The sequence below is a fragment of the Dongia sp. genome (assembly GCF_041910485.1).
In the GTDB taxonomy this organism is placed as follows: domain Bacteria; phylum Pseudomonadota; class Alphaproteobacteria; order Dongiales; family Dongiaceae; genus Dongia.
In genome coordinates this window covers 25194-39447 of record NZ_JAYRQR010000031.1, presented here as the reverse complement: position 1 = coordinate 39447, position 14254 = coordinate 25194, and the positions used below count along the sequence as shown (strand labels likewise).

Sequence of the window (14254 nt, the reverse complement as noted above, 5' to 3'; positions counted from 1 at the left end):
AGCCAATTTGGATATTTTTATCCGGGTGATATTGACGGCGTATATTTACCCGGATAATAATATGCCAACGACAAAGGAAAACCACCGTGACCGAGACCTTTACCGCCTTCGAAGGGCAACGCCGCTTGGCAGCGGGCCCACTCGCCGAAATCGCCATCGCCGTTAAACGGGCCGAGGGGCGGCACGACCGGCCGATCCTGATCTATGCCGATGCCACTGGAAAGGCGATCGACCTCGATACCCGTGGCAGCGAGGCTGAAATCGCCGCGCGCTATGCCCCTGCCGCAGCCGGTCCAGCGCCGGAACCGCGTGGCCGCGGCAGGCCTAAATTGGGTGTCGTCGCTCGCGAGGTGACTTTGCTGCCGCGTCATTGGGAATGGCTCGGTGAGCAACAGGGTGGTGCATCGGTGGCGCTGCGCAAACTCATCGACGATGCACGCCGACGCGAAGACGGCTGGGCCGGTGCCAAGCGCGCGCAGCGTCGCGCACAAGATGCTGCCTACCATTTCATGTCGGCGATGGCGGGCGATCTGCCGGGCTTCGAAAGCGCGATCCGTGCCCTCTATGCCGATGATCGACCGGCGGTCGAAACGCTGACTGCTTCGTGGCCCACGGACATCAGAGAACATGCGCTGAAGCTTGCCTACGTAGATCTCTAGGCACCGCCCTCCCCGCCCGTTGGCGCGCGCCAGCGTTGCTAGGCGATGGCCTTCACCGGTCCGCCGTCGGCATCGATGCAGGGCTCGCTCATGCGGGCGGCCGACCCGTCGGCCTGGTGGCCGCTGGGGAGACTCGGGTCCAGCATGCGGATCGCCTCGAACTGGCTCAGGAAGATGTGTCCGCCGCCTGCCTGCAGATGATCGAGGAAATCGCTGCGCCGCAGGGCGTCCATCACGGGTCCCTTCACCTCGGACAGATGGAAGGTGACGCCGGCATCGTGGAGCCGATGCTGGATTGCCTCCAGGCTCTCAAGGGCGCTCGCGTCGATGAGATTGACCGCCGGGCACATCAGCACGACATGGGCCAGGGTCGGCCGCGCCGCGATCTCGGCATAGATGCGGTCCTCAAGCGCGCGGGCATTGGCAAAGTACAGACTCTCATCGACGCGGATGCTGAGGACCCGGTCGCTCACCAGCACGCGGTGGCGGTCGACATTGCGGAAATGCTCGCTCTGCGGCACCAGCCCGACGATGGCGACATGGGGCCGGCTGGTGCGCCACAGGAAGAGGAGCAGCGACAGGGCGACACCGGTCATGATGCCGGCCTCGACGCCGACGAAGAGAACGACGGCCATCGTCGCCGCCATCGCAATCGCATCGTGGCGCGAATAGCGCCAGGTGCGCGGCAACGCCTTGAGATCGACCAGCGACAGCACGGCAACGATGATGGTAGCAGCCAGCACGGCTTGCGGCAGATCGTGAAACAAGGGCGTCAGCAGCAGCGCCGTGAGCAGGATGCCGAGTGCCGTCATGGCTCCGGCAAGCGGCGTTTCCGCCCCGGCATCGAAATTGACGACCGAGCGGGCAAAACCACCCGTCACCGGGAAACCGCCGGTAAAGGCCGCCGCCAGGTTCGAGGCACCGAGCGCCATCAGCTCATTGTCGGGCGTGATGCGCTGGCGGCGCTTGGCGGCCAATGTCTGCGCGACCGAGATGGATTCGACGAAGCCCACCAAACTCAAGAGCGCTGCGCCGCCGATCAATTGCGACCACAGATCGGCATCGAAGCTGGGCCATGTCAGCGGTGGCAAGCCTTGTGGAATCGCACCGACGATCTTGACGCCCTTGGCATCGAGCCCGAATGCGGCGACCGACAGGGTCGAGACGATGACGGCGGCCACGGGCCCGGCCTTGGCGATGACATCGGCGGTCCGCGGCCCCAGGCCGGCCTTTACCAGCAGCGGCTTCAGCTGCTTGCGCACCCAGAACAGGAACAAGGTGGCGCTGATGCCGATGATGAGCGTCGGCAGGTTGATATGCGCCGCCTCCCGTACCAGGGCACTTACCATCTCGGGCAATGTGTCGCCACCCGCCTTGACGCCCAGGATATGCTTTACCTGGCTCGTCGCGATAAGCAGGCCCGACGCGCTGATGAAGCCCGAAATCACCGAATGGCTGAGGAAGTTCGACAGGAAGCCGAGGCGCAACAGCGCCATGCCCACCAAAATCAGGCCGGAGAGAAGCGCCAGGACAAGTGCTGCTTCGATATAGAGCGGTGAGCCCGGCTCGGCGATCTTGGCGGCCGCCGCTGCCGTCATCAGCGAGATGACGGCGACCGGCCCCACGGCCAAGGTGCGGCTGGTGCCGAAGAGGCAATAAGCGATGAGCGGCAGGATGCTGGCGTAAAGACCGATATAGGGCGGCAATCCCGCCAGCATGGCATAGGCGAGACTCTGCGGGATCAGCATGATGGTGACGATGATCGCCGCCACCGCATCGTTGCTGAAAGTCGTCGCCTTATATTCCCGCGCCCAGCCGAGCGCGGGAATCCATTTTTCCAAACCGTTCATAGAGGGCATTTCGTCGTTACTTGCGTTGCGTGGGATCGGCGCAGGCCGCGGCCGATTCATGGGGTTGCGGCTGGTGCGGCAGGATGGTGGGGCTTGCCAGCCATTCGCGGGCCTTCAGCATGGCATCGAAATAGAGCCAGGGCAGGACCGACACCTTGGCGAACCAGGCGCTCCAGCGGGGCTTGGTCGAATCCCACGGGAAGGTCGGCAGCAACTTGCCGCCATAGCCGAACTCAGCCAGGATCACCTTGCCGCGCTCGACAGTGAGCGGACACGAGCCATAACCGTCATAGATGGCGCGCGGATTCTTGCCATCGAGAATGGCGATGACATTTTCCGCCACGATCGGCGCTTGCTTCCGGACGGCGGCCGCCGTCTTGGCGTTGGGTGTCGAACCGACATCGCCGAGCGCGAAGATGTTGCCAAAGCTCTTGTGCCGCAAAGTCTCGGAATCGACATCGACCCAGCCGGCGCCATCGGCCAGCGGCGATTGGCGGATGAAGGCCGGTGCCGTCTGGGGCGGCACGACATGGATCATGTCGAAGCTCTTGGTGACGCGCTCGACCGACCCGTCATCCTTCTTGATCTCGAAGGTCGCCTGCTTGTTCGGTCCGTCGATCGATTTCAGGTTCGAATTGAAGACCAGCTTGGCGCCGTACCGCTCCACATATTTCATCAGCGGCGGCACGTAATCCTTGACGCCGAACAACACGCCACCGGCATTGTTGAACTCGACGGTGATGTTCTTGAGGCAGCCTTTCGCCTCCCAATGGTTGGCGGAGAGATACATCGCCTTTTGCGGCGCGCCGGCGCATTTGATCGGCATCGGCGGCTGGGTGAAGAGCGCCGTGCCGCCATTCAAGCCCTGCACCAGCTCCCAGGTATAGGGGGCAAGGTCCAGCATGTAGTTGGACGTCACACCATTCTTGCCCAGGGTGTCCTTCAGGCCATCGATCAGGTCCCAGCGCAGTTCCAGGCCCGGCGCCACAATCAGCGCTGAATAGCCGATCGGCGTGCCGTCTTCGAGAAGGACGGCGTGGCGGCTGGGATCGAAGGTCGCGACCGCGGCCTTGATCCAATCGACGCCCGCTGGAATGCAATCGCTCATGGGGCGCGTCGTCTTGCGGCGGTCGAAAACACCGCCGCCGACCAGAGTCCAGCCCGGCTGGTAATAATGGATTTCTTTGGGCTCAATGATGGCAAGCTTCAGCGCCGGGCGGCGCTTCAAAATGCTCGACGCAACCGAGCATCCGGCGGCACCGCCGCCGACGATGACGATATCGAAATTCTTGGCAGGCTTCGCGGGCACGGTGCCGGTCCCGCTCGCCGTCATCTGGCTGGGTGTGGCCGACCATTCAGCCTCGAGGCGCGGGCGCAGCGGATTGAGATCGTAGCCAGCGTCGGCGGCGACTCCGACAAGAACCGCCGGGTCGAGCCGTGCGGCTTCGGAGAGCGCCCACAGCGTGGTCGAACGCGTGCCGGTACGGCAATAGGCAAAGACCGGACCTTTCAGCTCGGCCATCGCCGCACGGAAGGCGGCGACATCGGCTTCCGTCACCTTGCCGGAGACGACGGGGATGTGGCGATAATCCATGCCGCTGGCCTTGGCAGCCGCGGCGATGGCGGCACCAAGCGGCTGGCCGTCGCCTTCATTGTCGGGCCGGTTGTTGATGATGCTGTGATAGCCCCGGGCGGCGAGTGTTGCGACATCCGCCTCGCTGATCTGCGGGGCGACGGAAAGGAAGGGCGTCAGGCGGCGCAGGTTCTCCATGATGCGATCCTCCCTCTCACAGCGCGTTGATGGGCAGCTTCAGATAGCTGACGCCGTTCCCTTCCGCGGGCGGCATGTGACCGGCACGCATGTTGACCTGGACCGAGGGCAGGATGAGGCGCGGCATGTCGAGCTTCGCGTCGCGCGTCTCGCGCATGGTCACGAATTCGTCCTCCGACTTGCTGGCGCCGACATGGATATTGTTCTTCTTCTCGGCGCCCACCGTCGTTTCCCACACATAGTCCGTGCGGCCGGCGGGCAGGTAATCGTGGCACATGAAGAGGCGCGTTTCTTCAGGGAGCGCGAAGATCTTCTGGATCGAGCGATAGAGTGTGCGCGCATTGCCGCCGGGGAAGTCGCAGCGCGCCGTGCCGTAATCCGGCATGAACAGCGTATCGCCGACGAAGCCGGCATCGCCGATCAGATAGGTCATGCAGGCCGGCGTGTGGCCGGGCGTATGCATCGCCTTCGCCTCGATCGATCCCAGCTTGAAGGTCTCGCCATCCTTCAGCAGACGGTCGAACTGGCTGCCGTCGCGGGCGAACTCGGTGCCGGCGTTGAAGACCTTGCCGAACACGTTCTGCACGGTGACGATCTCGAACCCGATGGCAAGCTGCCCGCCCAGTTTGGCCTTCAGATAGGGGGCGGCCGACAGATGGTCGGCATGGACATGCGTTTCCAGCAGCCAGGCGACGGTGGCGCCCTTTTCGGTCACATGGGCGATGAGGCGGTCGGCGGATCTGGTCTTGGTGCGGCCCGAGGCCGGATCGAAATCGAGTACGGAATCGATGATCGCCGCTTGGCGGGTCGCCGGGTCGATGACGACATAGCTCACCGTGAAGGTGTCGGGATCGAAAAAGCCGGTCACTTCGGGCTTCGGGCTGGCGCTCATCTCAACTTCCTCCTGGTTTTCCGTGTTTTATGTGTGAAATTATGTTGGTCTTTCAGCGGTTTGGTGACCTGCCGGCTAGCCGTTCTGGTCGCAGGCCGGCGCGCAATAGGTGACGTAGAGAAACTCAATGAGGCGTCGCACGTCGTCGCGGTCGAGGGCGTAGAGCACGTTCTGCCCGTCGCGCCGGGCGCTCACGATCCCGTCCTTGCGCAGCAGGGCCAGCTGCTGCGACACGGCCGGCTCCTTCATGCCGGTCAAGCGCGCCAGTTCCGTCACCGACCGCTCGGCCTCCGCGAGCTGGCACAGGATCAGCAGACGCTTGGGGTTCCCCAGCGACTTCATCAGCTCGCTGACCTTGCCGGCCGTCTCGAGGAGATCTTGCATCTGCATATCTGCAGATATCTGCAATTATGCAGGAAATGGCAAGAAAAACCGCCTGCGACACCCCGCCGCAGTTCGGGTCAGCCCTCGCTAAATCCCGGAAATTGCATTGAAAAAAGGGCGAGACTGATGGGCGAGAGCGGCTCGCGGTCAGGCACCACCAGACCCACCTGCCGGCTCACTTCCGGCTCCAGGAGGTCGAGCGCCACCGCACCCGTCGGCATGCCCAGCACCTGGATGAGCGATTTCGGCACGATTGAGGAAAGCCGGCCCGAGCGCACATGGGCGCAGAGATTGACCACCGAATTGGTTTCCAACTGCGGGCGCGGCGCGCAATCCAGCGACTTGAAGACGGAATCGATGATGCGCCGGTTCTGCATGTTGGGGGTGAGCAGGCAGAGCGGCAGTTCGGCGGCCTGCCGCCAGGTCGCGAACTTCGCATGGCCGAGCGGCCCCTCGACCGGGGTCAGCAGCACATAGCGCTCGGTATAGAGCGTCCGCTGCAGCACGCCCTTCAAGGGCTCGGCCTCCAGATAGGTGATGCCGGCCTCAAGCTCGAAATGATCGAGCCCCTGCTGGATCTCGATCGACGAGGTCGACCAGACCGTGACCTTCACCTGCGGGTGCCGGTCGTAAAGCGGGTCGGTGACCAGCGGCACCAGCGGCAGGGCGGATGGAATGACGCCGAGCCGCAGATTGCCGGTGAGTGAGCGCTTGGCGTTCTGGATCCCCTGCCGGAGGCTTTCATAGTCGGAAAGGATGCGCCGCGCCCACAGCAGCACCTCCTGCCCTTCCGGGGTGAAACCCTTGAAGCGCTTGTCGCGATCGACCAGCGGCACGCCCAGCTCTTCCTCGAGCTGCTTGATTGCAGTCGAAAGTGCCGGCTGCGTGATGTTGCAGGCGGCGGCGGCGCGGGCGAAATGCCGCTCGCGCGCGAGGGCCGCCAGATAGACCAGCTGCCGGACGAGCATGCCGGCCTCTTTCCGTCAGGCGCTCTTGGCGAGGTCGGGCTGCTTGGCAGCCAAATCCTGCAGCGCCTTCAAGGTCAGTGGCTTCAGGCCCGCACCGCCCGCCTTGAGATGGGCGAAGATGCCGCGGCGCATGCGCGGGTCCCAGAATTTTTCGATGTGCGTGGCGATGCCGGCGACCGCTTCCGTCTCTGGATAGGATTGGAAGAATTCGGCGATCTGGTTCGCCATCGAAATGAGCCGGTTGTCGTCCACGTGTGTAGCCCCCTTAAGGCAGAATGCGATTGGGATGGGTGAGCGACAGCGCGCTGTCGCGGCGCGCCAGCGCCAGCAGGGTGATGCCGGCCTCGTCGGCGACGCGCACCGCCATCGCCGTCGGCGCCGACACGGAGACGAGCAGCGGCAAGCCGGCAATGGCCGCCTTCTGCACCATCTCGACCGAGCAGCGCGAGGTGATGAGCCCAAAGCCTGAAGTCGTGTCGATCTTCTTCGCCATCAGCGCGCCGATCAGTTTGTCGAGCGCGTTGTGCCGCCCCACATCCTCGCGCACCAGCAGCAGATTGCCGTCGATGTCGGCAAAGGCCGCGGCATGGAGCGCATGCGCCTTGGCGTTCATAACCTGCGCCGGTGACAAAGCATGAAGCGCCTTGTCGATGGCACCGAGCGATACCTGAGTTGCGGCCGTCACCACCGGAAGATCGCGCGCCACCGCGTCGAGGGAATCGAGCCCGCACAGGCCGCATCCCGTGCGCCCGGCGATGGTGCGGCGGCGCTCCTTGAGCTGATGGAACCGTTCCGAGGCCAGCTCGATCTTGACCTCGATCCCCTTTTCATGGGTAACGGTCTCGATGTCGCGGATCTCATTGCTGCCGGCGATGATGCCTTCGGAGAGCGAAAAGCCCAGCGCGAAATCCTCGAGGTCGGCGGGGCTTGCCATCATCACGGCGTGGGAGATGCCGTTATAGACCAGCGCCACCGGCACTTCCTCGGCAAGGAAATCCAGCCGGTCGATGACGCCGCCGTCGAAGCCGAGTTGGCGCAGCTTGACGGGCGCTACCGCCGGCGGCAATTCCGCCGGCGCCGCCGCGTCGAAACTGGGCCGCTTCTCGATCATCGTTCCCCTATTCGGCGGCTTTGGCGATACGCCGCGCCGCGTCGCGGAACAGGGCGTATTCGCGCTGCCATTCCGACTGGTGGTTGGAAAGTCTGACCTCAACCGCCGTCACCTTGTATTCCGGGCAATTGGTGGCCCAGTCCGAGAAATCGGTGGTGATGACGTTGGCGCCGGTACCCACATGGTGGAAGGTCGTGTAGACGACGCCCGGCTGCATGCGGTCGGAAATGACGGCCTTCAAGGTCGTCTCGCCGACGCGGCTCACCACCGAGACATTGTCGCCCTCGCGGATACCGCGCTGCTCGGCATCGTGCGGATGGATCTCCAGCACGTCCTCGGGGTGCCAAGCGACATTGTGCGTGCGCCGCGTCTGGGCGCCGACATTGTACTGGCTGAGGATTCGGCCCGTGGTGAGCAGCAGCGGGAAGCGCGGTCCGACCCGTTCTTCGGTCGGCACGAATTCCGTGATCATGAAACGGCCCTTGCCGCGCACGAACTTGTCGATATGCATGGTGGGCGTGCCGTTGGGGGCGGCATCGTTGCAGGGCCACTGGATCGAGCCCATTTCCTCAAGCCGCGCGTAGGAGACGTTCTTGAAGGTGGGGGTGAGGCGCGCGATCTCGTCCATGATTTCGGACGGATGGCTGTAATTCATCGGATAGCCCAGCGCGTTGGAAAGCATGATGGTGACTTCCCAATCGGCATAGCCCGGCATCGGCGGCATCGCCTGGCGCACGCGGTTGATGCGGCGCTCGGCATTGGTGAAGGTGCCGTCTTTCTCCAGGAAGGTCGTGCCCGGCAGGAAGACGTGCGCATAGTTCGCCGTCTCGTTGAGGAAGATGTCCTGGACCACGACGCATTCCATGGCCGCGAGGCCCGCCGTCACATGCTGCGTGTTGGGATCGGACTGCGCGATATCCTCGCCCTGCACATAGAGGCCCTTGAAGGTGCCGTCGATCGCGGCGTCGAGCATGTTGGGGATGCGCAGGCCCGGTTCCGGATCCAGTGTCACACCCCAAGCGGCGTTGAACTGCTCTCGCACTTCCACCGTCGAGATATGGCGATAGCCCGGCAGTTCGTGCGGGAACGAGCCCATGTCGCACGAACCCTGCACGTTGTTTTGGCCGCGCAAGGGATTTACCCCCGCACCAATGTGCCCGACATTGCCGGTCGCCATCGCCAAATTCGCCATGCCCATGACCATGGTCGAGCCCTGGCTGTGTTCAGTGACGCCGAGACCGTAATAGATGGCGGCGTTCTTGACGCTGGCATAGAGGCGCGCGGCGGCGCGCACCTCGGCCGCCGACACGCCGGTATATTTCTCCATCTCCTCCGGCGAATGCCGCTTGTCGGAGACGAAGTCGCGCCAGCGGTTGAATTCCATCATGTCGCAGCGTTCGGCGACATAATCTTCCTTCACCAAGCCTTCCGTCACGATCACATGCGCCAGCGCATTCACCATCGCCACGTTGGTGCCGGGCTTCAGCGCCAGATGATGCTGGGCCTGGATGTGCGGCGACTTCACCAGATCGATGCGGCGCGGATCGACGACGATCAGCTTCGCCCCCTGGCGCAGGCGCTTCTTCAGATGGCTGCCGAAGACCGGGTGGCCGTCGGTCGGGTTGGCGCCGATCACCATCACCACGTCGGCTTCGCGCACCGAATCGAAATTCTGTGTCCCGGCCGAGGTGCCGAAGGTCTGCGACAGACCGTAACCTGTCGGCGAATGGCAGACGCGGGCGCAGGTGTCGACATTGTTGACGCCGAAACCGGCGCGGATGAGCTTCTGCACCAGATAGGTTTCTTCATTGGTGCAGCGGGACGAGGTAATGCCGCCGACCGCACCCTTGCCGTACTGGGCCTGAATGCGCTTGAACTCGGAAGCGGCGTGGTTGATCGCCTCTTCCCAGCTCACTTCCTTCCAGGGGTCGGTGATCTTGGCGCGGATCATCGGCTTGGTGATGCGGTCCTTGTGGGTCGCATAGCCCCAGGCGAAGCGGCCCTTGACGCAGGAATGGCCGTGATTGGCCTCGCCATCCTTATAGGGGACCATGTTGACGACTTCGGTACCGCGCATCTCCGCCTTGAACGAGCAGCCGACACCGCAATAGGCGCAGGTCGTGACGACCGAATGTTCCGGCTGGCCGGCTTCGATCACGCTCTTTTCCATCAAGGTCGCCGTCGGGCAGGCCTGCACGCAGGCGCCGCACGAAACGCATTCGGACCCTAAGAAATCTTCCTTCTGGCCCGGCGACACGGTCGAGGCGAAGCCACGGCTGTCGATGGTGAGGGCGAACGTCCCCTGCACTTCCTCGCAGGCGCGGACACAGCGCGAACAGACGATGCATTTCGACGCGTCGAAGGTGAAATAGGGATTGCTCTCGTCCTTGGGCGATTCCAGATGGTTGGCGCCCTTGAAGCCGTAGCGGACTTCACGCAGGCCGACGACGCCCGCCATGTCCTGCAATTCGCAATTGCCGTTGGCCGGACAGGTCAGACAGTCCAGCGGATGGTCCGAGATATAAAGCTCCATGATGTTGCGACGGAGCTTCGCCAGCTTGCCGGTCTGGGTCCAGACCTTGAGGCCGTTCTCGACCGGCGTCGTGCAGGAAGCGGGCGTGCCACGGCGGCCTTCGATCTCGACCGCGCACAGGCGGCAGGAACCGAAGGCTTCGATGCTGTCGGTGGCGCAGAGCTTCGGCACCTTGGTGCCCAGCTCCGCCGCCGCGCGCATGATGGAGGTGCCTTCCGGCACGGTCACATCCTGGCCGTCGATGGTCAGCGTCACCATCTTGGTGGAAAGGCGGATCGGGGTGCCGAAATCGGTTTCCTTGATCAGCATCTTCTATCTCCTCACTCGGCCGCGGCGCGGGCCGTCGAGCCCAGGGGTGAACGGTTGAAATCTTCCGGGAAATGGCGGATGGCGCTTTGCACCGGGAACGGCGTCAGGCCACCCAGCGCACACAGCGACCCGTCGAGCATCGTGTCGCAAAGGTCAGCGAGCAGTTCCATGTTCTTCTGCCGGTTTTCGCCGGCACGGATGCGGTCGATCACCTCGACGCCGCGCGTCGAGCCGATGCGGCAGGGCGTGCACTTGCCGCAGGATTCGATGGCGCAGAATTCCATCGCGAAACGGGCTTGGGCGCCCATGTCGACCGTGTCGTCGAAAACGACGATGCCGCCATGACCCAGCATGCCCTTGGCTGCCGCCATCGCTTCATAATCCATCGGCGTGTCGAGGAGGCTCGCCGGGAAATAGGCGCCAAGGGGACCACCCACCTGCACCGCGCGAATAGGCCGGCCCGACGCCGTGCCGCCGCCGAAATCCTCGACCAGCTGGCGGATGGTGATGCCGAAGGCTTTCTCGATGAGACCGCCATGCTTCACGTTGCCGGCAAGCTGGAACGGCTTGGTCCCGCGCGAGCGGCCCATGCCGAAATCCTTGTAGAAGGTCGCACCCTTGTCGAGAACGGTCGGCACCGCCACGAAGGACAGCACGTTGTTGATGACCGTGGGCTTGCCGAACAGGCCCTTGATGGCGGGGAGCGGCGGCTTTGCGCGCACCGTGCCGCGCTTGCCTTCAAGACTCTCCAGCAGCGAGGTTTCCTCGCCGCAGATATAGGCACCGGCGCCCAAGCGCAGTTCCAGCTGGAAGGCCTTCCCCGATCCCATCACATCGGGACCCAGATAGCCCTTGCGGTTGGCGGCGACGATCGCCTTTTCCATCTGCTGGTAGGCCAGCGGATATTCGCTGCGGATATAGACGAAGCCCTTGGTGGCGCCCACCGCGAGACCGGCGATGGTCATGCCTTCGATGAGCAGGAAGGGATCGCCCTCCATGATCATGCGGTCGGCAAAGGTGCCGCTGTCGCCCTCATCCGCGTTGCAGACGATATATTTCTGGTCGGCGGCGCAACCCTGCACGGTCTTCCATTTGATGCCGGTCGGGAAACCGGCGCCGCCGCGCCCGCGCAGGCCCGATTCCGTCACCGCGGTGATGATTTCGTCGCTGCTCATGCGCACGGCGTTCTTCAGGCCGCGATAGCCTTCATGGGCGATGTAATCTTCGATGTCGGTGGGGTCGATGATGCCGCAACGCGCGAAGGTCACGCGCTCCTGGTTCTTCAGGTACGGAATCTCCTCGGGCTTGCCGAGATAAAGCGGGTGCGCGCTGCTCCCGTCCAGGAAGCCCGCCTTGACCAGGGCAGGGACGTCTTCCGGCGTCACCGGGCCATAGGCGATGCGGCCCTGGGGCGTCTGCACTTCGACCATCGGCTCCAGCCACAGCAAGCCACGGCTGCCGTTGCGCACGATCTTCAGGTCCAGCTTCTGCGTCAGCGCCTCGATTTCGAGCGCGCGCAGTACCTCTTCCGCACCGCAGGCGATGGCGGCGGAATCGCAGGGGATATAGATCGTCGTCATCAGCGCAGCTCCGCCGCAATCTTGTCGAACTTGGCGGGTGTGACACGGCCATGCAGTTTGCCGTCGATCATCACCGAGGGCGCGGTCGCGCACAGGCCTAAGCAATAGACGGCTTCGAAGGTCACGCGCTTGTCGGCGCTGGTGTCGCCAAGCTCCACCTTGAGGTGCCGCTTGATATGTTCTTCCAATTCGCGCCCCTGCATCGACTGGCAGGCTTCGGCGCGGCAGATCTTCACCACATGGCGCCCGGCCGGTGCGCGGCGGAATTCATGATAGAAGGTGAGGACGCCATGCACTTCGGCGCGGGAGAGATTGAGCTCGTCGGCGATGACGGGCACGATGCTGTCATCGACATAGCCGAACGCGTCATTGAGTGCGTGCAGGATGGGCATCAGCGCGCCATCCAGGGACTTCTTCTGCTGGACGATGCTGATGGCAGCATCCTTATCCCAGGATTTTGCGACGGCTAATCCCGACATGGCATATCTCTCCCGATGGCCTTGCCTCTTCTTCGCTCATGGATGTAGGGCGAAGGTCGCGGCCTTGGTGTCCTAAAAGCGACATCCCAATAGTAAATCCACAACCGGGCGGCGGGATTCAAATCGCTTCCGGTTATGACCTAATAAAAGAAATTTATCAAAACCGTCGGGAATCGGCTATCAGCTGACGGGAACGCTTGCTTCCGGCTTTGCGATGCCAAAGGAATCCGGGTAAATTATCCTGCCTTTTCCATCACTTAACGCGCCCGGACGCAATTCCAGCGCCATGAAGGCCGGCCCCTCGAATGGTCCGGCAAAGCCCGCAAGCGGCCCGGCGGAAAAACCGAACCGCCCATAATATGTTGGCTGGCCCAGGACGATGACGACGTCCCAGCCTTGCGCCCGCACCTCTTCCAATCCCGCCTTGATGAGGGCGGTGCCGATCCCCTTCCCCTGTGCTGCGGGGAGGACGCCGAGCGGCGCCAGGGCCAGGGCCATGACCGGAGCACCGCCGACTTCGACCAGCAGCGGCGAAAAGAGGATGTGCCCGACAACGCGCCCGGCCTCCACCGCGACCAGGGAAATGGCGGCCAAATCCGCGTCCGTCAGATCGGCAACCAGCTTTCCTTCAAAGGTCGTGCCGAACGCCGCGTCATGCAGCGCAGCGATGGCGGGAAGATCGGTGGGACGTGCAGCTCTGATATCCATGAATGAGATATAAGCGCTTCCCACCTGTCGCCAAGCTGAAGACAATCGGCGCAGCAACCAACAGCGCATCATTTCGATAAAGGAAGTCGGACGACATGCGTCTCGCCTTGGCCCAATTCCAATCCCATCCCGGCGACAAGACTCGTCAATTGGAGCAACTGCGCGCGGAGGCACATCGTCTTCGCGGCCAGGTCGATCTCCTGGTGACGCCCGAATTGTTCATGACCGGCTATCGTCTGCCGACGGCTGAGATAAAGGCCCTGGCCGAACCCGCCGATGGGCCCTTTGCCGCCGACATGGCGGCACTCGCGCGCGAAACCGGGATCGCTCTGCTTTATGGCTATCCCGAACGGGCGGAAGGCACCGTCTTCAATGCCGTCCAGGTCTTCGGTGCCGATGGCGATCGTGTCGCCGGCTATCGCAAGCTGCATCTGCCGTCCGATGACGAACGCGCGGCGTTTACGCTGGGCAATCGCTTCGTCACCTTCTCCTATCTCGGATTCCGCGTGGCGCCGCTCATCTGCTACGACGTCGAATTTCCGGAAATGGTGCGCGCCGCCGCCATCGCCGGCGCCGATCTCGTCATCGCACCCACGGCGCTCCGCCGCCAATGGTCGATGATCGCGGAAAAACTCATCCCCGTGCGCGCCCTCGAAAGCGGCCTCTTCGTCGCCTATGCCAATTGGGCGGGAGCCGAGGCCGATTGGGACTATGCCGGCCTCTCGGTCATCGCGGCACCCGACGGGCAGGAACTTGCCCGCGCCGGCGACGCGCCGCAGACCGTCATCGCCACGCTCGATCGAAATGCCGTCGCTGCGGCCCGCGCCCGCCTGCCCTATCTCAAAGACGCGCGCATGCGCCTCTCGGGTCTTCTCTGACGCGGCGCATTCGCGATTCCGTCAAATCCGGGTCACCTATCGTCAAGCACGCGCGCTGCGCACGGCCTAGGTTTGCGACAATGGGTGCGCGAATGCGCTTGATATTGCATCTGCGAAAGCCCTAGCATCGCC

General features: G+C 63.6%; 13 protein-coding genes. 2 read left to right on the top strand and 11 right to left on the bottom strand.

The annotated features are described in order from the left end of the window. Nucleotides 1-86 precede the first annotated feature (86 nt). The gene (locus ACE3PP_RS09160; RefSeq protein WP_374380881.1) at nt 87-659 is read left to right on the top strand and encodes a DUF2239 family protein; all 573 of its coding nucleotides are present in this window, start codon (nt 87-89) and stop codon (nt 657-659) included. A gap of 38 nt (nt 660-697) precedes the next feature. Here the strand turns inward: ACE3PP_RS09160 and ACE3PP_RS09155 are convergent, their stop codons facing one another. The 11 genes from ACE3PP_RS09155 to ACE3PP_RS09105 form a co-directional block, all read right to left on the bottom strand. Beyond that, a complete protein-coding gene (locus ACE3PP_RS09155) occupies nt 698-2509 on the bottom strand; it encodes a SulP family inorganic anion transporter (RefSeq protein ID WP_374380879.1) in 1812 nt (603 codons plus the stop codon). Nucleotides 2510-2525: 16 nt separating this feature from the next. Further along, nucleotides 2526-4280 (bottom strand): TIGR01244 family sulfur transferase, encoded by a 1755-nt coding sequence (locus ACE3PP_RS09150; RefSeq protein ID WP_374380876.1) that lies wholly within the window; start codon nt 4278-4280, stop codon nt 2526-2528. A gap of 16 nt (nt 4281-4296) precedes the next feature. Next, a complete protein-coding gene (locus ACE3PP_RS09145) occupies nt 4297-5172 on the bottom strand; it encodes an MBL fold metallo-hydrolase (protein WP_374380873.1) in 876 nt (291 codons plus the stop codon). Between the two features lie 75 nt (nt 5173-5247). Further along, nucleotides 5248-5556, bottom strand: coding sequence for an ArsR/SmtB family transcription factor (locus ACE3PP_RS09140; protein ID WP_374380870.1), 309 nt, complete (start codon nt 5554-5556; stop codon nt 5248-5250). A 77-nt stretch (nt 5557-5633) separates the two neighbouring features. After that, on the bottom strand, nt 5634-6524 hold the full coding sequence (locus ACE3PP_RS09135; RefSeq protein WP_374380867.1) for a LysR family transcriptional regulator: 891 nt from the start codon (nt 6522-6524) through the stop codon (nt 5634-5636). Nucleotides 6525-6539: 15 nt separating this feature from the next. Next, entirely contained in the window at nt 6540-6776 is a 237-nt protein-coding gene (locus ACE3PP_RS09130; RefSeq protein ID WP_374380864.1) for a formate dehydrogenase subunit delta, read from the bottom strand. A gap of 13 nt (nt 6777-6789) precedes the next feature. Then, nucleotides 6790-7635 (bottom strand): formate dehydrogenase accessory sulfurtransferase FdhD, encoded by an 846-nt coding sequence (fdhD, locus tag ACE3PP_RS09125; protein WP_374380862.1) that lies wholly within the window; start codon nt 7633-7635, stop codon nt 6790-6792. Between the two features lie 7 nt (nt 7636-7642). Continuing rightward, nucleotides 7643-10477 (bottom strand): formate dehydrogenase subunit alpha, encoded by a 2835-nt coding sequence (fdhF, locus tag ACE3PP_RS09120; protein WP_374380859.1) that lies wholly within the window; start codon nt 10475-10477, stop codon nt 7643-7645. 11 nt (nt 10478-10488) lie between these two features. Continuing rightward, entirely contained in the window at nt 10489-12057 is a 1569-nt protein-coding gene (locus ACE3PP_RS09115) for a formate dehydrogenase beta subunit (protein ID WP_374380856.1), read from the bottom strand. Beyond that, nucleotides 12057-12536 carry a formate dehydrogenase subunit gamma gene (locus ACE3PP_RS09110; RefSeq protein WP_374380853.1) on the bottom strand — a complete coding sequence of 160 codons (480 nt, stop codon included), beginning with the start codon at nt 12534-12536 and terminating at the stop codon, nt 12057-12059. Before ACE3PP_RS09110 ends, ACE3PP_RS09115 begins: the two co-directional genes overlap by 1 nt. Nucleotides 12537-12716: 180 nt before the next feature. Further along, entirely contained in the window at nt 12717-13244 is a 528-nt protein-coding gene (locus tag ACE3PP_RS09105) for a GNAT family N-acetyltransferase (protein WP_374380850.1), read from the bottom strand. A 95-nt stretch (nt 13245-13339) separates the two neighbouring features. On the opposite strand from ACE3PP_RS09105, the gene ACE3PP_RS09100 reads away from it, so the two are divergent. After that, nucleotides 13340-14122, top strand: a complete 783-nt coding sequence (locus ACE3PP_RS09100; protein WP_374380847.1) for a carbon-nitrogen hydrolase family protein — start codon at nt 13340-13342, stop codon at nt 14120-14122. Nucleotides 14123-14254 lie beyond the last annotated feature (132 nt).